Source organism: Moraxella sp. K1664 (assembly GCF_039693965.1).
Taxonomy (GTDB): domain Bacteria; phylum Pseudomonadota; class Gammaproteobacteria; order Pseudomonadales; family Moraxellaceae; genus Moraxella.
This window is the reverse complement of record NZ_CP155576.1, coordinates 2,248,999-2,266,829: the sequence shown is the minus strand read 5'-3', so window position 1 is coordinate 2,266,829 and position 17,831 is coordinate 2,248,999. Positions and strand designations below refer to the sequence as shown.

Annotated in this window: 14 protein-coding genes and 2 pseudogenes; 4 read left to right on the top strand and 12 right to left on the bottom strand. The window is 45.1% G+C overall.

Going from position 1 to position 17,831, the window contains the following annotated elements; genetic code table 11:
• Window positions 1-259: 259 nt before the first annotated feature.
• A pseudogene (gene mqo, locus AAHK14_RS11040) lies at window positions 260-1,864 on the top strand (malate dehydrogenase (quinone)); the annotation flags it as partial.
• Window positions 1,865-2,057: 193 nt separating this feature from the next.
• On the opposite strand, the pseudogene AAHK14_RS11035 reads toward mqo, so the two are convergent.
• From AAHK14_RS11035 to AAHK14_RS11025, 3 genes and pseudogenes are all read right to left on the bottom strand, one after another.
• A pseudogene (locus AAHK14_RS11035) lies at window positions 2,058-2,495 on the bottom strand (IS3 family transposase); the annotation flags it as partial.
• Window positions 2,496-2,517: 22 nt separating this feature from the next.
• Window positions 2,518-3,027 carry an IS3 family transposase gene (locus tag AAHK14_RS11030; protein WP_346818202.1) on the bottom strand — a complete coding sequence of 170 codons (510 nt, stop codon included), beginning with the start codon at window positions 3,025-3,027 and terminating at the stop codon, window positions 2,518-2,520.
• 68 nt (window positions 3,028-3,095) lie between these two features.
• Window positions 3,096-3,632 carry a helix-turn-helix domain-containing protein gene (locus tag AAHK14_RS11025; RefSeq protein WP_065256690.1) on the bottom strand — a complete coding sequence of 179 codons (537 nt, stop codon included), beginning with the start codon at window positions 3,630-3,632 and terminating at the stop codon, window positions 3,096-3,098.
• A 169-nt stretch (window positions 3,633-3,801) separates the two neighbouring features.
• Between AAHK14_RS11025 and AAHK14_RS11020 the strand changes: the two genes are divergently transcribed.
• A complete protein-coding gene (locus AAHK14_RS11020; protein ID WP_194092738.1) occupies window positions 3,802-4,089 on the top strand; it encodes a hypothetical protein in 288 nt (95 codons plus the stop codon).
• A gap of 24 nt (window positions 4,090-4,113) precedes the next feature.
• Here the strand turns inward: AAHK14_RS11020 and AAHK14_RS11015 are convergent, their stop codons facing one another.
• The 7 genes from AAHK14_RS11015 to AAHK14_RS10985 all read right to left on the bottom strand — a co-directional run bounded on the left by AAHK14_RS11015 (window position 4,114) and on the right by AAHK14_RS10985 (window position 13,650).
• Entirely contained in the window at window positions 4,114-4,842 is a 729-nt protein-coding gene (locus AAHK14_RS11015) for an NBR1-Ig-like domain-containing protein (RefSeq protein WP_194092739.1), read from the bottom strand.
• Window positions 4,843-5,049: 207 nt separating this feature from the next.
• The gene (locus tag AAHK14_RS11010; RefSeq protein ID WP_194092740.1) at window positions 5,050-6,501 is read right to left on the bottom strand and encodes an ATP-binding cassette domain-containing protein; all 1,452 of its coding nucleotides are present in this window, start codon (window positions 6,499-6,501) and stop codon (window positions 5,050-5,052) included.
• A gap of 2 nt (window positions 6,502-6,503) precedes the next feature.
• On the bottom strand, window positions 6,504-7,301 hold the full coding sequence (locus tag AAHK14_RS11005) for an ABC transporter permease (protein WP_065255985.1): 798 nt from the start codon (window positions 7,299-7,301) through the stop codon (window positions 6,504-6,506).
• Between the two features lie 353 nt (window positions 7,302-7,654).
• Window positions 7,655-8,590, bottom strand: coding sequence for an ABC transporter permease (locus AAHK14_RS11000; RefSeq protein ID WP_065255986.1), 936 nt, complete (start codon window positions 8,588-8,590; stop codon window positions 7,655-7,657).
• A gap of 115 nt (window positions 8,591-8,705) precedes the next feature.
• Window positions 8,706-9,869: a hypothetical protein gene (locus AAHK14_RS10995; RefSeq protein WP_065255987.1), complete on the bottom strand. Its 1,164-nt coding sequence runs from the start codon at window positions 9,867-9,869 to the stop codon at window positions 8,706-8,708.
• A 120-nt stretch (window positions 9,870-9,989) separates the two neighbouring features.
• Complete coding sequence (locus AAHK14_RS10990; RefSeq protein WP_065255988.1) at window positions 9,990-11,552, bottom strand: ABC transporter substrate-binding protein; 1,563 nt, start codon at window positions 11,550-11,552, stop codon at window positions 9,990-9,992.
• 814 nt (window positions 11,553-12,366) lie between these two features.
• A complete protein-coding gene (locus tag AAHK14_RS10985) occupies window positions 12,367-13,650 on the bottom strand; it encodes an acetyl-CoA C-acetyltransferase (RefSeq protein WP_065255989.1) in 1,284 nt (427 codons plus the stop codon).
• 227 nt (window positions 13,651-13,877) lie between these two features.
• Here AAHK14_RS10985 and AAHK14_RS10980 point away from each other — a divergent pair, with 227 nt between their 5' ends.
• Both AAHK14_RS10980 and AAHK14_RS10975 read left to right on the top strand, forming a co-directional pair.
• A complete protein-coding gene (locus AAHK14_RS10980; RefSeq protein WP_065255990.1) occupies window positions 13,878-15,236 on the top strand; it encodes a 3-oxoacyl-ACP reductase in 1,359 nt (452 codons plus the stop codon).
• A gap of 122 nt (window positions 15,237-15,358) precedes the next feature.
• Entirely contained in the window at window positions 15,359-16,234 is an 876-nt protein-coding gene (locus AAHK14_RS10975; protein WP_065255991.1) for a MaoC/PaaZ C-terminal domain-containing protein, read from the top strand.
• A gap of 64 nt (window positions 16,235-16,298) precedes the next feature.
• Here the strand turns inward: AAHK14_RS10975 and AAHK14_RS10970 are convergent, their stop codons facing one another.
• Entirely contained in the window at window positions 16,299-17,219 is a 921-nt protein-coding gene (locus AAHK14_RS10970; protein WP_264753555.1) for an IS3 family transposase, read from the bottom strand.
• Window positions 17,220-17,221: 2 nt separating this feature from the next.
• A complete protein-coding gene (locus AAHK14_RS10965; RefSeq protein ID WP_065256690.1) occupies window positions 17,222-17,758 on the bottom strand; it encodes a helix-turn-helix domain-containing protein in 537 nt (178 codons plus the stop codon).
• Between the last annotated feature and the right edge of the window lie 73 nt (window positions 17,759-17,831).

The window sequence follows — 17,831 nt, the reverse complement described above, 5'->3', positions numbered from 1 at the left end:
TGTGTTTTTGTAATTATCAGGGCGGATAATATTACAAAACTAACCCTTTTGAGATTTTTTCTTTATAATAGCCGGCTTTGAAACGTACTTAGGTTGAGATTTTTTAATCATACATTGTTTAATAATTTATAAAACTAAATAAAATATTAAACAATTTTAATGGTTAACCAATTTTAATGATTAAGCAATTTTAAATTAAGTCCGTTTTTGTTTGCAAATGCATTGTAAATTTAGGTGTTTTATGACAAAAACAAATAAAATGAAAAAAATCTTGATGATTGTCGGGGTTTTGTTAATCGTGGTTTTGGTGGCGGTGCTACTGTTTTTGTTTCGTCCTGTGGCGACCAAACCAGTGAAATTGGCAGGTGATGAACCTGTGGTGGACATGGTGCTGGTGGGCGGCGGCATCATGTCGGCAACGCTTGGCACGTATCTGTCGGAGCTTGAACCGACGTGGAAGATACAAATGTACGAACGCCTTGACAAAGTCGCCCAAGAAAGCTCAAACGGCTTTCATAACGCAGGCACGGGGCATTCAGGCTTCATGGAGATGAACTACACCGCCGAAGCCGAAGACGGCAGTATCTCGATTGAGCGTGCCGAAAAAACTGCCGTACAGTTTGAGATTTCCAAGCAGTTTTGGACGCACCAAGTCAAAAACGGAGCATTGGGCGACCCCAAAACATTCATTAATCCAGTGCCACATATTGCCTTTGTGTGGGGTGACAACGTGGACTTTTTAAAACGTCGCCACGAAGCCATGATAAAATCCCCTTTGTTTAGCGACATGATTTATAGCGAAGACAAGGCAGAGATAGGGCAATGGGCACCGCTCGTTACCAAAGGGCGTGACGACAGCCAACCAATCGCCGCCACTCGCATGGACATCGGTACAGATGTAAACTATGGAGCAATCACCACACAGCTCATCAATCATTTGGGCAAAAATAGCAATTTTAACCTAAAAGTTAGCACCGAAGTGACGGGTATTAGCCGTAATGATGACGGCACGTGGACGGTGAGTGTCAAAAATCTTGCCGATAATAGTGTCTCACACACTAAGACTCGCCGTGTCTTTATCGGGGCAGGTGGTGCGGCGATAAAAATGCTACAAATGACAGGACTGCCTGAGAGCAAATATTATGCAGGATTCCCTGTGGGTGGTCTGTTTTTGATGACCGATAACCCTGATGTGGTCAATGCTCACACCGCCAAAGTCTATGGACGTGCCGAACTTGGAGCACCACCCATGAGCGTGCCACACATTGATACTCGCTATATTGACGGCAAAAAATACGTACTGTTTGGACCTTTTGCCACGTATTCAAATAAATTTTTAAAAAATGGCTCACAAGCCGACTTATTGGCATCAGCGACCAAAGATAACGCTTTGCCTATGGTGGCGGTGGGACTGGATAATTTGGATTTGGTAAAATACCTAGTCAGTCAAGTATCACTCTCGCCTGAACAAAAAATGGCGGAACTGCGTAAATATTATCCAGAAGCCAAGCAAGCCGACTGGATAGAAAATCAAGGCGGTCAGCGTGTGCAAATCATCAAAAAACTGCCAAATGAGCCTGCCAAATTACAGTTTGGGACAGAGATTTTTGCGTCCCAAGATGGCACGCTTAGTGCCTTGCTCGGTGCATCGCCGGGGGCGTCTACATCGCCAAACATGATGTTGGATTTGTTGGCAAAATCTTTCCCTGATGAAGTGCAGGGCAAATGGAATGCCAAACTTTTGGAGATTATCCCGTCTTATGGACAGGATTTGGCAAAAAATCCAGAACTGCTTGATAAGGTGCGTACCGACACCAGTCGCACATTGGGTCTGGTCTATACATCAAAAACCCAAAGTACTCCCGAGCCACAGGATAGTGCAGACGTGCCAGAGCCGACTAAGTTTGTGCCGTCTCCTGATGCCAAAGAGCCAGTGGTAGAAGTGGGCGAAGAGAGCCAGAGCGAGCCTAAAAAAGTAGCATAAGCATGACATAAATACAAAAATAAAGGGTGAGTGGATTGAACCGACCCCCAAATCTTAGACATAAGATTAAAGGTTAGGTTGTTGCAAGTGGTTGTATTAACCCTAATTGGACTAAGTTTCTGTACTTAACAGGACTTAGTCCTTTTAATTTGCTCTTTATTCTATCATGATTGTAGTAGTGTATGTACTCATCAATCACTTGTTTAAGTTCATCTGTTGATGTAAATGTGGTTGTCTCATAAAATATCTCTTGTTTTAGCGTACCAAAGAAGCTCTCTATCACAGCATTATCCAAACAATTGCCTTTTCTTGACATGCTTTGGGTTAAGCCTTGTTCTTTTAGGGTTTGTTGATACTGGTGCATTTGATAGTGCCAGCCTTGGTCTGAATGAATGATGAGCTTGCTATTTTTATTGCTCTTATCATATCTATCTGCACCACCTAACTTTAATAAAGCATCATCTAACATCTCTTTAACCAATGCGTATATTGGTCTATCCTTTATCGTGTACACTCTACAAAATGAAAAAGTGCTACAGTTTCCGTTCGTGGTGAGCCTGTCGAACCATGACGGAAACCGACCCTTCGACGAGCTCAGGGAGAACGGTTTCCGTGGCAAAATTCAAATTTGTTAGCTGTAAGTACAGTAAGTACAATTTTCTTTGAATGACACTGCCATCATTTGCCTTGTCTTGTACTTTAAACTCGGTGATGTCTGTTGCCCACTTTTGATTGGGTTTGTCTGCTTTAAAGTCTCTTTTGAGTATATTGTCCTGAATGGTATCTTTGCCCATTGTGCCTTTGTAAGTATTAAACTTACGTTGACGACGAACCAATGCTTTGAGTCCAAGTTTAGCCATCAGTCGTTGCACTCGTTTATGATTAATGACCATGCCTTTTTGGGCAAGCTGATTGTTAAGCTCTGATGTGATTCTACGATAACCATACCTGCCCTTGTGTTGGTGGTAGATGTGGTTAATGTGTTCTTTTAAGTCAAGGTCTTTGTCAGGCTTTGTACTTTGACGAATGTGGTAATAAAACACACTTCTTGGCAAGTTTGACACTGCCAATAAGTCAGCAAGTTTGTGCTTATGCCTTAATTCTTGGATGATCAGGACTTGTTCTTTGTTTGTACTGATTGTTCCTTTTGACGAATTAAGGCATCTAGCTTTTTTAGATAGTCATTCTCTGCTCTAAGATAGGCAAGTTCATCAAGCAAATCATCCACACTTTTTTCGTGGTCTTGTTTGGTTTTCCAAGTTGATTTGGTTTTATTAGCGTTGTGTTTGTTTGACATTGCTTTTTTGCCTTTGGGTTTGGGTATTAGTCCCATTATACCAAAGGCTTGGTAGGACTTTAACCAAGTTGACAGTAAAGAAGGTTGTGGCAGATTAAGCTCTATGGCAAGTTGTGTAAGCGATTTGCCCTGTTGTATGGCTTGAACGGCATTAAGCTTAAAATCTGTGTCATAGACAGCCTTTGTGTGTCGTCTTTTTATGCCATCAATGCCATGTGCTTGATAGAGTTTAACCCATAGCTCTACGGTTGTGTGGTTTAGATTAAAGTGTTTGGCGGTTTGTTTGTAGCCATGATGATTAAGATAATACCCAATCACAGACAGTTTAAAGTCGGTTGTGTATTTTGCCATAAAAAGCACCCCAAAGGTTAGTGTGTCTAACTTTTGGGGTGCGGTTCAGATTTGCCCTTTATTTTTTATCAAATAGTTATGGATTTTAATATTTAGACGTGTGGGTGAATCATATTTACCCCAATGACTGTAATTTAAAACAAGCCGATAATTTAAATAAACCAAAAACATGACAAAATTTTTACGTTTTCTGCAAGGCATTAGCTGGGCGGCACTCATCATGCTTGGGGTGTATCTGTGGATATTTGATTGGGGTGTGGGCTATCTGGCACTTACCGCCATCATCGCAGGCGTGCTAACATATCTGCAAAGCAAAAACATCATCAAAGGGCAAGGCGTTGCATGGATGGCGATAGCGGTGCTGTTTGGCGTACATATCTGGGCGTGTTACGAGCTACACGCCCACAAAGCACGCCATGATACAGGCGAGCGGTGGTCACAGTATGGGGCGTTGTGATATTTATCGCATTTATCAGCTTTATCAGCTTTTAGCTCTGATGAGTAATGAGTTGTGATACCCCAAAGTCTGCACCAAGATTAGCGTGGATAAGCCGATGCCATCGCCAAAACAATAATTGCCATGCTCATCGGTCATCTTCCAATAAGAGATGTATTGCCCTGATGTGCTGGGCGTGATGAATTCAACTGAGAGTGTGATACATTCGCCAGGGTGTGTTGTGGGGATGGCGATTTGATTGGTTAGGGGTGTGAAATGATAGTCGGCAGATGTTTGATTGTTGGGATAGATAATGTCTGTTTTGGGGTTTTGACAGGTCAAAAAACGATTTTGCCACACGGTGCGTCCCACATTTTGAATCGTCCAGCTTTTGACAAATCGGGTGTTGGGAGCGATGAGCAGACCATCAGGCGGTGCTTCGGTAACAAAAGCACTGGCATCTAATTTGCCTGCATGAGTGCTGTTGGTAAAGTGCTGTTTTGGAATGATGGCATTAATCGTGCCAACATCAAAATCCGCCCATTTCATCTGCAATAATATCTGTGGGTGTACGCCCATCGCCCGTGCCAGACTGATGATTTGACTCATGCGGGCATCTTTGGTAGGGTCTAATAAGGCATAGAGTGTGGCTTTGGCAAGCCCAGCGTTACTGGCCAGTCGTTCCATGCTAACGTCGTGCTGTGAGCAGTACTGACGAACATAAACGCCCAAGTTGGACATGAGTTTAGGGCAGGGTTGCTTATGCTGGGTCATATAAGATACCAAATAAAAGAATGATTAAAACATCTGTAACATAACTTTTTATCCTATAATAAATATGACACAAAAAGCAACAAAAATACACGTTATTTTTAAAAATCGTCAGAATTTTGAACGATGTTGTTTTTAAATCATTTCTCCTTGTCTATTTTGAAAAATAAATAATTTAACATCATCGTCTATCGCACGCCCATTTATTCATCAACCCCTTTTATAATCCGTCAAATCCACCACCGTATCACAATAATACCGTGTCAAATCGTGGTCGTGGCTCACCATAACCAGCGTACAGTTTTGGGTGCGACAGGCGTGCGTGAGTAGGTCTAGTGTGGTTTTTTGGGTAATGGGGTCTAGGCGGTTGGTAACTTCATCGGCAAACAGTAGTACAGGCTTCATCATCAAGGCTCGCATGATAGCAATGCGTTGAAGCTCGCCCCCAGAGACACTTTCGCTCGTGCGGTGTAGTAGGTCGGGGTGGAGCTGTAAGGCGGTCATGAGCGGGGCGATTTGGCTTTTATCAAGGTTGTGGCGTTTGACCACGTCATCGATGAGCGTGCCAAGTTTGATGTTTTGAGCAAAAGCGGACGGTGGGTCTTGGTAGAGTTTTAGCACTTGGTGGCGTTTGGGCTTGGTGTGCCATGTCATCACCCCTTTGGATGGGGTGATAAGACCGCAAATGGCGTCCCCCAGCGAGCTTTTGCCAATGCCACTATCGCCGATGAGTCCCACCGCTTGCCCTGCGTGGAGCGTGATGTTTAGCCCACTAAACAGCTCTTTGTTGCCACGACTGATAGCCACGTCTTTTAGGGTCAAAAGGGGCGTTTCAGTGGGAGCGATGTCCGCCTTTGTCCATGTGGCAGGGTTGGCACTCATCAGCTCTTTGGCGTAGTCGGATTTGGGATTTTGTAGGACGTCGGTGGCTTGCCCTTGCTCCAAGAGTTTGCCTTTTTTCATGACCATAAGCAGGTCATTATCGCCACTTAGGCGGTTAGCCACTTCGATGTCATGCGTGATAGTCAAAAGGCAACCGCCTTGTTTGGCGACTTGGGCGAGCATGTCCACGACAGCGATTTTATTGGTGTGGTCAAGCCCTTTGGTGGGTTCATCGGCGATGACCATATACGCCCCGCTCACGGTGGCAGACGCAAAGGACGCACGTTGTGCCATACCCCCTGACAGCTCATGCGGATAGTAGTCTTTGGCATGGGCTAGCGAGAGTTGCTCTAAGGTGCGTAAGGTGGTGTCTTTGGCGGTGGTGTTATCGGCTCGTTTGACAAAATGTAGGCTCTCCCAAATCTGGCGAAACACCGTCATGGTGGGGTCAAGCGAACGCACCGGCTCTTGGGGGAGCATGGTCAAATCACGTCCCCACAGCTTGGCAAATTGATGTTCATCAAGTTCGCCTTGTTCGTCATGGAGTGTTTTGCCGTTGATGAGAATTTGCCCTTTGACCGTCAAGCCCTTAGGCAATGCCCCTATAATCGCTTGGGCAAGTAGGCTTTTGCCCGAGCCTGTCTCGCCTAAGATGGTCAAATTTTGTCCCTTTTGTATGCCAAGGCTAATGGGCTCAACCAAGGTAGCACCGTCTGTGGTGTGGACGGATAAGTTGTTGATTTGGATTAAAATATCTGGTGATGTTTGGGTGTTTTGCATGATTAGCCGTCCTGTTTGCCTGATAATAATTGAAAAGAAAGCACGAGTAAAAACACGGTGATAATCGGCAAAAAGAACACCAAAGGAGCTTCATAATAATAAGGAAATAGTTCGGTCATCATCAGACCCAGCTCGGCGGTCGGTGGTTTAAGACCGACATTGACAAAGCCGAGCGTGGCAAGGGCTAGCACCGCATTACCCGCCCCAAATGCCGAGAGCGTCCACATGACAGGGGCGAGCCGTGGCAGATAGTGGCGTTTGATGATGTACCACAGCCCCATGTCCATGAGTGTACTGGCTTGTACTTCGCTTGATTTGCGTAGGTTTAGGCTCATCGCACGGGTCATCTTAAAAAACTCCACCCACATGACCAGCGACACGCCCAGATACAGCGACCAAAAACTGTTAGGGGCGATAGATGCAAACAGCAGGATAAACAATAAACCAGGCAATGCCATGATACAATCACAGATAAAGTTAAAAAACTTATCCAAAATCCCCCCAAAAATCCCCGCCAGCAAGCCAAACAGTAGCCCAAAGATGAGCGACACCCCCACCGAGCCGATAATGAGCGAGAAAGACAGGCGAATGGCGGACGCCAACCGTGCCATCATATCACGCCCCAAATGGTCGGTGCCAAAGGGATGTTCGCCACTGGGGGCAGATAGGATAACATCTAGGTTTTGCAGTGCCATGTCATAGGGACGTACGAGCGGACTGCCATAGGCAAAGCCAAGTAGTACCACTAAGATGACAAGTCCGATAAGCTGAGCAGGCGTGAGTTTTTTTAGTATGTTCATATAAATCATTAACCAGTAAAATTATCATCTGATAAATCGTGGGTTGGCGGTGTTTTTTGTAACTTGATAAAACCTTGATAAGTTGGCGTGTTTGTCATGATAATGCCACGTTGTTTTTAAAATTTATAATCGTTTAACTTCAAAATACACCGTTGGCAGTAAGGTGCGTATCACGCAACAATAAGATTTTTCCTTCAAAAGGTGTGTGGTACGCCACCCTAAAAATGTCTTATTAAAAAATGTGGCATTGGTGTAAATTGGCGTTAATTTGCCATAAAAAACAAAAGCTGATTTATCAATTTATCAATTTATTAAAAATTAAAAATTAAAAATTAAAAGCTAAAAAGCCCATGCTATTGCACCCCAAAACGTGGGTCTATGAGCCGATTGATGATGTCAAGCACTGTATTTAGCACGACAAACAACGCCCCCATGACCAACGCCGAGCCTTGTATCATTGGTATGTCTCTGGCGATGATAGCATGGACTAGGGCATGACCGATACCCGGCCATGCAAACAGGCTCTCCACGATAACCACGCCTTCGATGAGATAAATAAGCTGTACACCATGATAAGCAACAATGGGAATGGCAAGGTTACGCACGCCATGCCGTCTAAATGCTTGCCAAGGGGTTAGCCCTTTTAATTTGGCAAATTCATAATAAGTGGCACTAAACACCGACAACGCCGCATTACGACTGACCCGAATGGACACTGCCGACAGACCCAAGGCAAGCGTGAGAGCAGGTAAGACGTAGTTAATCGGTTTGCCGTAGCCGATAGCAGGTAGCCATTTTAATTGCACCGCAAAAATGGTAATGAGTAGCACGCCAATGATAAAGGCAGGGGCAGAGCGGAGCAAGGTGGCGATAAATAAGGTAAAACGGTCAAAGACGCCATTAGGTCGCAGGGCGGAGAGTATGCCTATCGGTGGGGCGATGATGAGTGAGATGACCAAAGCAACCAAAGCCAGCGACAGCGTGTGTCCAAACTGGTGGGCTATCTCGTCCCACACGCTTGCCCCACTGACGAGCGAATTACCTAAATCCAAGCGAAGCAGGTCGCCAAACCATGCTATATACTGCTCATACCACGGCAAATCAAGCCCGAGCTCGGCTCGTACTTGGTCGGCAGAGCTTGCGGTTACTTGGTCGTAGCCATAGCGAGATGCAGCGATACGATATGCCATGTCGCCGGGCAGGCTTCGCATCAGAACAAAGGTCAAGGTGCCGACCGACCAAACGACCAAGAGCAGTTGGATAAGCCGTGATGTGAGTAGTTTTAGCATGGTAGTAGTGATAAGAAAAATTGGGCTATTATAATTTTTATTGATAATAAAAGCAAATGTAATAACATAATATTTTTAAAATAGACAGCCCCACGCACAGTATGGGGTTTGTTGTTTATGCTTGGGTGGGCGGAGTATCTGGATTTATCACAGGGGTAAAAACCTGTTCGTCCGAACGTTCCGCACGACTTGCCAAACCGCATTTAAAGCAATAATGATTAAAGGTGCTTTTGCGAGTGGTGCAATTTGGGCAATATTCAAACAAATGTATCCCACAATGCGGACAAAAATCCAAATCGGTGTTGTTAAAATCCAGCGAGCGTTCACAGCTTGGGCAAATACCCTTGCCGATTTTGATGTGGGCTTCATCATAATCCATGTGTTGTTGGCGTTCGTTGCTGGATAGGGCTTCTTCGACTCGTTTGCGTTCTAGGTAGGCATTCATCGCCCCAATGGCGTATTTGCCGATGACCACCGTTACGATAATCCCCACGCCATAGCGAACATAACCGCCATAGTTGGGTAGATACGGCACAAGCTCCACAAAAAACACAAATAAGGCAAAAAACGCAAAGCCCCATACAAACGGCCATGCGTTGGTGTGGCGATAGCGTTTAAACAGATAACCTGCCAATAATAGCAGTGGCAAGGTAATCATCAAACGATAAATAAATACCTGCAATTCGGTGCGGTTATTGTGGCGGTTATAGCCGTCCATAGCGTCCGCTTCCATGAGCATGATTTGGTTTTCGATATTCTCCACCGTCTGCCGTCTGTCTAATTGGCGTTTTTCTATGGCGGACAGCTCGCCTTGCAGGGCTTGCTCTTGGGCTTTTAATTCGTCAAGCTCGCTGGTGCGTTTGATGACTTCGGGATTTTGGTCGGATTGCTCGGTAACAGAGCGTGTGGCAAGCCAGTTTTCAAAGGTCTCACGGGCATTGATGTTTTCGGTTTGTTTTTGGGTTAGCTCGTGGCTTTTTTGTTCCCATTCGTGGGTGATGTCTTGCTCTTTTTGTTCGGCTTGGGTCAGTTCGTCTTTTAGGCGGTCATAGGCAGGGCGGTCGGCGACAAAGTCAGACAGCTCCACAAAATCGGTGCTAATCATCGGCAAATCCGCCACGATTTTGCTACCCAATCCAATCAAAAAGCCGGCAAAAATCATCGCCACAATCCACAAAAAGACATTAAACCATTTTTCAGGTTGTCGCCCTGCGGTTTTGGCTTTGGGCGTGGGCTTGAATTTGGCTTTACCTTTTTTGTTCACGTTCTGTTCACTCATGATAAGCTCCAATGATGACAAAAATGACGAAATGATAAGGGTGTGTGGTTTTTAAAATTTTAAACAAAATTTGCAACATTGACAACATAAAAAAGACCGCATAACACGGTCTTTATGGGCTTACCATTTAAGCTGATTTAGGTTATATTTACGCTCAAAGGGGTCAAGGGTCAAGCCTTGTAGCGACTTGTGAGCGGACGCACTTTGTTGGTAGTACACGACAGGGATAAGTGGACGCTCATCTGCCAAAATGGTGGCGACTTGTTTTTTGAGTTCATCTCGCTTGACATCGTCAGTCGTGGTGGCGATGTCATGTAAGGCTTGGGTAAGTGTGGGGTTTTGGTAATTCATCACGCCCCAGTCGTTGCCCTGTGGACTTAGGTCGGATTGTAGTGAAGCTAGTGGGTCTGGGGTGTTGCCGTAGTTACGAGCGTACAGAGCCATTTGCAGGGAGCCGTCTTGATGAGCTTTGGGAATTTCTGATGAGTTGGTGATATTAACTTGTAAATCCACGCCGATTTTACGCCATTGGTCTTGTAGGGCGGTGGCGATAAGCGGTAGCTCTGGGCGGTCAGAGAACGTGATGAGCGATATGGTAAAGGGCTTACCGTCTTTTTGTAGCACGCCATTTGCCCCTTCACTAAAGCCATTGGCGAGCAGTTTGGCTTTAATGGCAGGATAATCAGGGGCGGATTTTGCCACGCCTGCCTGCCAACCGCCAAACATGGGTGGTAGTAGCTCATACGCCCCTGCATCGCCAATGCGTAGCACCGATTTGGCAATGGCTTCACGGTCTATGGCATCAGATAGGGCTTGGCGGGTGGTCTTATCGGCAAAGAGTGGATTGGCGATGTTCATCTTAATGGCAATGGTGCGAGCGAGTGTTTGGGTTGCCACTTGTAGGTCGCTGTTGTTTTGTAGGCGTTTTAGGCTGGCACTGTCTAGGGTGTACACCAAATGGTCATCGCCACTTTCCACGAGCAGGGTGCGGGTCTCACTGCGAGAATTGGCAAGGTAGTTAATGCGATTAATGTGGGCTTTTTGTCCCCAATAGTCGGCATAAGCGGACTGCTCAATCTTTTGTGGTGGCTCAACTTTATCCGCCCGATACGCCCCTGTGCCGATGATTTTGGTGGCTTGCCCTTTGTCATCAAAGGATGCTGGGGCTAGGATAATGGCGGTGGCGTGTGCCAAATAGGACGGCAGGGTGGTCAAAGGCTCTGCAAGAGTGAACTCTACGGTTTTATCATCAACTGCCTTGATAAGCTCGATATTGGCACTTTCTAGGGCGGTGGGCTTATTTAGGGCAAGTGTTAGGCTGTTTACCACTTCTTTGGCAGTCATGGGCGTGCCGTCATGGAATTTGACATCATCACGCAACGTAAATACCCATGTTTTGCCGTTGTCGGCGGTTTCCCACTTTTCGGCTAGGGCAGGGATAATCACCCCCTTGTCGTCCACGTCCACGAGCGTCTCGCCAATACCCATACGCTGATAAACAAAGCCCGATGTGCTGGGGTCGGCATTGGTAATCTCCCAAGGGGTAACGACCGTGAGTGTCTTATCGCTCGTGGCAGGCGTGGCGTTGTCTGTGGCGGTAGTCGCCTTGTCGTCATTACCGCAGGCGGTCAAGGCTAGGGCGGTGGCAAGTGAGCAGGCTAGGGCGGTGTATTTAAAAGTCATGATAAAATCCTAAGGTCAGCCAAATGGCAAAAAGTAAGCTATGTTATTATATAACTTACAAAAATACAAGCCACTTATAAATAAAAAATCAACAAGCGTTGTCAATGAATGAATTTTTAGAGTAAATGCGTGGGGACTGGTTTAAATGTTTAAAAAATTATTTAACATAATCCTATTTTTCTTAAAACTTTATAAGGGAAAATTCCAAATTTTCCAATTTCCCCACTTTACCAATTTCTAATTTCTTCTAATTTCCAAAACCTAAACCCCTGTTTCACTTTATATCAAATTTATTTAACATAATACATTTTGTTTTAGTAAACTATTAAAATGGAAAAAATGAAAATTTAAACACATCATTATTAACCATAGAAAATTGAAAAATTCATTATTGGTAATTATTTGAAATGGTGGGGGAATTGGATTTATTAAAAAGTTTTGAATGCAGGGGCAAATTACATTCGTCCTTTGAGCAGGAATATATGTTAAAATTTATAAGTTATTGAAATTATTAAAAATTTTATATAAATGGCTGATTGATGTGTTTGGAAATTAATGAAAAATCTTATTGGTGCGTGATACGCACCTTACTGCCAATTACTACAAACGCAATGATGTTTGGATGTAGGGGCGTGCTGAGCGCGCCTTGTGTAGTAATGTCATCAAAGGGTGTGCTCAGCACACCCCTACAAACCCGTGGTAAATATTAAGTTGGCTGGGTGTATAAAACCCCATTTTATCGTTTAACACATCAAACCAAAAACCCCAATCCATGACAGATTGGGGTTTTGCGTTAGGGTAATTTTTGGTGTGATTAGCGTTCTAAAATACAAGTAACACCTTGACCGCCAGCGGCACAGATAGAAATTAAGGCACGCCCTGAACCTTTTTGGGCGAGTAGTTTGGCGGCGGTTGCCAAGATACGTCCGCCTGTGGCAGCAAAGGGGTGTCCTGCGGCAAGGCTTGACCCATTGACATTGAGCTTACTGCGGTCAATGCTACCTAATGGCTTATCTAATCCCAAGCGGTTTTTGCAGAAGTTTTCATCTTCCCAAGCAGTCAGAGTAGAGAGTACCTGACTGGCGAAGGCTTCATGAATTTCATAAAAATCAAAGTCTTGCAAGGTCAGACCAGCACGAGCGAGCATTTTTGGTACGGCATAGGCAGGTGCCATAAGCAGTCCTTCGGTCAGTCCATTTTTACCCACAAAGTCCACGGCCGCCGTTTGTTGGTGAGTGATGTAGGCAAGCGGTTCAAAACCGTGTTGGCTCGCCCAGTCATCACTAGCAAGTAGCACGCAAGACGCACCGTCAGTCAGTGGCGTGGAGTTACCTGCGGTCATGGTTGGGTTGGCGTTACGCTTACCAAAGGCAGGTTTTAGCGTGGCGAGCTTATCTAGTGTGGTGTCTGCACGCAAGTTATTATCACGGTTTAGCCCTTTATAAGGGGTCATCAAATCATCAAAAAATCCTGCGTCATACGCACGAGCCAGATTTTGATGGCTGTTAAATGCCAGCTCATCTTGGGCTTCACGGCTGATGTTCCATTCTAGGGCAGTGATGGCTTGGTGTTCGCCCATAGATAGGCGGGTGCGTGGCTCACCATTGGCAGGGAATGCCAGTAGGTCTTTGGGATTGATGTGGGTTAGGGCACTTAGGCGAGCTTTGGCGGTTTTGGCGTTATTGATGGCAAGCAAGGGCTTACGAATGCCGTCCCCGAGTGCAATCGGTGCGTCCGATGTCGTGTCCGTCCCGCCTGCGATACCGCTGTCGATGATACCCAGTGCGATTTTGTTGGCAACGGCAAACGTGGCTTGCAGACCTGTGCCACACGCCTGCGAGATGTCATAGGCAGGGGTCGTGGGCGATAGGGCGGTGTTTAGCAGGGCTTCACGGGTTAGGTTCAAATCACGGCTATGCTTTAAGACCGTGCCAGCAACCACTTCGCCAATCTCTTTGTCCGCCAAATCAAAGCGAGCAACCAAACCGTCCAATGCCGATGAGAGCATATCAATATTACTGGCGTCTGCGTACGCACCATTTGAGCGAGCAAAGGGAATGCGGTTTCCGCCAAGAATGGCAACTTTTTTGATGGTCATGACTTATCCTTAATGAAATGAATTGATAAAGGTAAAAGGCTGATTTAGCTTATCCTAGCTTATCATCATTTGACTTAAAAGGGAAAATGTTTTTTGCTTTATTAACTAATTTTTTGTTATTTATTTAAAATTTATAACTTATTTTTATAATAGAGAAAATTTTGTGCCAACATTTATTTTTGTGCTAGAATGGGGCTTATCGTATTGACAAACAAAAGGATACTCCTATGAGCGACCGTTATGGTGAATTGGTGCAATCAGGTCTGGGTAGAACTGTTGCAAAAAATCTAGGTTTACCCACACCCATTAAACTTGACCGTTTTGAAGTCGGTCAGCCTGTGGTGCGTGGCGAAGTGGCATTTGGAGCGGTCGGCGACAGCGATGTGAGCCGTTGCGTGAATGAGATTTTGACCGCATTGGACGCCAAGATTACCACTGCCGATAAACTAGATGACCGCCTAACGGACGAGAATGTGCGTTTTAAAGTGGCGATTTTTGATGTAACCAACATCAAAGACACGGACGGCTTAAAGGCGGTGTATGAATTTTTCCATAAAATCGCCCGCCGTATCAAACCGTCTGGTCGGATTGTGCTGATTGCTCGTCCGTCTTGCTGTACAGGTACGGACATTGATTTTGCCTTAGCACAACGGGCGGTGTTGGGATTTGTTAAATCAGTCGCCAAAGAGTTCAAAAAAGGCATTACCGCTAATGTGCTATACACCCAAGTCGGTGCCGAAAAGCACCTAGACCACGCCTTACGCTTTTTTATGTCAGCAAAATCAGCATATGTGTCAGGGCAGGCGGTCTATATCAAGGATAATGGCGATGAGCTGTCATTGGTTGATTTTGACGAAACCAAACCCCTAAAAGGCAAAAAAATCCTAGTAACAGGGGCAAGTCGTGGCATTGGCGAGTCGGTTGCCAAAGTGTTAGCACGAGACGGAGCGGAGCTGTACTGTTTGGACGTGCCTGCGTCTTTGGCAGATTTACAAAAAGTTGCTGGCAATTTGGGCGGTCATGCCTTACCACTGGACATCACCCAAACGGACGCTGGCGAGCAGATTTTAAAGGCGTGTGGCGTGTTGGACGGCGTGGTGCATAACGCTGGTGTTACTCGTGATAAGACCCTAGCCAACATGAGTGCTGACAAATGGGATTTGGTGCTAAACATCAACCTAAAAGCCATTAGCACCATTAATAACTACCTGCTTGCCAATAACGGCTTGTCCGAGTCGGCTCGTATCGTCTGCGTGTCTAGTATTTCAGGCATTGCCGGCAATCTAGGGCAAACCAACTATGCCATGAGTAAGGCAGGGGTTATCGGTCTGGTTGAAGCAACCGCCAAGAGCCTAGACGGTTCGGCACGCCGTATCAATGCGGTCGCCCCTGGATTTATCGAGACCAAGATGACCGGTGCCATTCCCTTTGCCATTCGTGAAGCTGGTCGCCGTATGAACTCGATGAGTCAAGGCGGTGAGCCTGTGGACGTGGCAGAGACGATATCGTGGCTACTGTCGCCAAAAGCGTCAGGGCTTAATGGCAACGTGGTGCGTGTGTGCGGTCAAAGCGTGCTTGGGGCGTGATTTTATTCATTGGTAAATTTTGATGTGAAATATATCAGCCGTACACTTGTACATTTTTGATTTACATTCCCCCAAAAATCCATTAAAATTTACCAAAATTATTCTATATTTAAAGGTATGATATGGCAGAACAAAATTTTAAAGAATTGCCAAAAATGCACACCACTTACGCCAACGTTATCAAAAGTTTGATTCCGCATGGCGACAACCGAGCAGGAGCATTGCCTGATTCGGTGTATGCAGTGGACAAACTCGCCATTGACCAGAACAATTTGCGAGACTATCGGCGAATCTGTGGGTTTATTGATGATGGGCGTGTACCGCCAACGTATTTTGCGGTGCTGTCGCAGACGTTGCAGATGAACATGATGGCAAAGCCTGATTTTCCTTTTGCCATGCTTGGGCTGGTGCATTTAGAAAACAGTGTTACGCAGTATCGTCCGATTTTTGATACCGAAACGGTCAAGATGAGCGTGCGACTTGATAACCTAACCCCCCATGACAAGGGGCAGACCTTTGATTTTATCACCGAAGTGCATATCGATGATGAGCTGGTATGGCAGGGGACATCAACCTATCTGTCTCGCCAAAAAAAGCCCAAGGAAGAACGCACGGTCAAATCTGTGCCTGAGAGCGTGGCACGCTTAGAGCCTGATGACAATGGTTGGGCGGAGCTGATTAATATCCCAGAAGACATCGGACGGCGGTATGCGTTCGTGTCGGGGGATTTTAACCTAATCCATTTGCACCCCTTATCGGCTCGGGCGTTTGGCTTTCCTAAGGCAATCGCTCATGGTATGTGGTCAAAGGCGGCGAGCATTGCTCAATTTTATGACTTGCCAAAGGCCTACCGAGTGGACGTGTCATTTAAAACGCCCATTTTCTTGCCGTCCAAGATTGACTTTGTGGCACGCCAAGAGAGCGATGGGCGAGCCTTTGCCCTGTATGCGGCAGGCACGGAAAAACCGCATTTACTCGGTAAAATTACGTTTTTATGATGGGTGAAAAAAGAACAGGGCAGATGGTGAACCGACCCCCAAATCTTAGACATAAGATTAAAGGTTAGGTTGTTGCAAGTGGTTGTATTAACCCTAATTGGACTAAGTTTCTGTACTTAACAGGACTTAGTCCTTTTAATTTGCTCTTTATTCTATCATGATTGTAGTAGTGTATGTACTCATCAATCACTTGTTTAAGTTCATCTGTTGATGTAAATGTGGTTGTCTCATAAAATATCTCTTGTTTTAGCGTACCAAAGAAGCTCTCTATCACAGCATTATCCAAACAATTGCCTTTTCTTGACATGCTTTGGGTTAAGCCTTGTTCTTTTAGGGTTTGTTGATACTGGTGCATTTGATAGTGCCAGCCTTGGTCTGAATGAATGATGGGTTTGTCATCCATCTTTTCTTGGCTTAGCTTGGATAGGGCATCATTTAACATCTCTTTGACCAACTCATACGTTGGTCTGTCCTTCATCGTATAACTGACAATCTCACCATTAAACAAGTCGATGATGGGCGATAGGTAGAGTTTTCTTTGAATGACACTGCCATCATTTGCCTTGTCTTGTACTTTAAACTCGGTGATGTCTGTTGCCCACTTTTGATTGGGTTTGTCTGCTTTAAAGTCTCTTTTGAGTATATTGTCCTGAATGGTATCTTTGCCCATTGTGCCTTTGTAAGTATTAAACTTACGTTGACGACGAACCAATGCTTTGAGTCCAAGTTTAGCCATCAGTCGTTGCACTCGTTTATGATTAATGACCATGCCTTTTTGGGCAAGCTGATTGTTAAGCTCTGATGTGATTCTACGATAACCATACCTGCCCTTGTGTTGGTGGTAGATGTGGTTAATGTGTTCTTTTAAGTCAAGGTCTTTGTCAGGCTTTGTACTTTGACGAATGTGGTAATAAAACACACTTCTTGGCAAGTTTGACACTGCCAATAAGTCAGCAAGTTTGTGCTTATGCCTTAATTCTTGGATGATCAGGACTTGTTCTTTGTTTGTACTGATTGTTCCTTTTGACGAATTAAGGCATCTAGCTTTTTTAGATAGTCATTCTCTGCTCTAAGATAGGCAAGTTCATCAAGCAAATCATCCACACTTTTTTCGTGGTCTTGTTTGGTTTTCCAAGTTGATTTGGTTTTATTAGCGTTGTGTTTGTTTGACATTGCTTTTTTGCCTTTGGGTTTGGGTATTAGTCCCATTATACCAAAGGCTTGGTAGGACTTTAACCAAGTTGACAGTAAAGAAGGTTGTGGCAGATTAAGCTCTATGGCAAGTTGTGTAAGCGATTTGCCCTGTTGTATGGCTTGAACGGCATTAAGCTTAAAATCTGTGTCATAGACAGCCTTTGTGTGTCGTCTTTTTATGCCATCAATGCCATGTGCTTGATAGAGTTTAACCCATAGCTCTACGGTTGTGTGGTTTAGATTAAAGTGTTTGGCGGTTTGTTTGTAGCCATGATGATTAAGATAATACCCAATCACAGACAGTTTAAAGTCGGTTGTGTATTTTGCCATAAAAAGCACCCCAAAGGTTAGTGTGTCTAACTTTTGGGGTGCGGTTCATGAACGCCCTTTTTATTGTTTATCC

Excerpts from the sequence above, each read along its gene's own strand:
- AAHK14_RS10995 (WP_065255987.1), bottom strand. The coding sequence starts at position 9,869 with ATGAGTGAACAGAACGTGAACAAAAAAGGTAAAGCCAAATTCAAGCCC.
- AAHK14_RS10980 (WP_065255990.1), top strand. The coding sequence starts at position 13,878 with ATGAGCGACCGTTATGGTGAATTGGTGCAATCAGGTCTGGGTAGAACT.
- AAHK14_RS11000 (WP_065255986.1), bottom strand. The coding sequence starts at position 8,590 with ATGCTAAAACTACTCACATCACGGCTTATCCAACTGCTCTTGGTCGTT.
- AAHK14_RS10985 (WP_065255989.1), bottom strand. The coding sequence starts at position 13,650 with ATGACCATCAAAAAAGTTGCCATTCTTGGCGGAAACCGCATTCCCTTT.
- AAHK14_RS11010 (WP_194092740.1), bottom strand. The coding sequence starts at position 6,501 with ATGCAAAACACCCAAACATCACCAGATATTTTAATCCAAATCAACAAC.
- AAHK14_RS10990 (WP_065255988.1), bottom strand. The coding sequence starts at position 11,552 with ATGACTTTTAAATACACCGCCCTAGCCTGCTCACTTGCCACCGCCCTA.
- AAHK14_RS10965 (WP_065256690.1), bottom strand. The coding sequence starts at position 17,758 with ATGGCAAAATACACAACCGACTTTAAACTGTCTGTGATTGGGTATTAT.
- AAHK14_RS11020 (WP_194092738.1), top strand. The coding sequence starts at position 3,802 with ATGACAAAATTTTTACGTTTTCTGCAAGGCATTAGCTGGGCGGCACTC.
- AAHK14_RS11005 (WP_065255985.1), bottom strand. The coding sequence starts at position 7,301 with ATGAACATACTAAAAAAACTCACGCCTGCTCAGCTTATCGGACTTGTC.
- AAHK14_RS11025 (WP_065256690.1), bottom strand. The coding sequence starts at position 3,632 with ATGGCAAAATACACAACCGACTTTAAACTGTCTGTGATTGGGTATTAT.
- AAHK14_RS10975 (WP_065255991.1), top strand. The coding sequence starts at position 15,359 with ATGGCAGAACAAAATTTTAAAGAATTGCCAAAAATGCACACCACTTAC.
- AAHK14_RS11015 (WP_194092739.1), bottom strand. The coding sequence starts at position 4,842 with ATGACCCAGCATAAGCAACCCTGCCCTAAACTCATGTCCAACTTGGGC.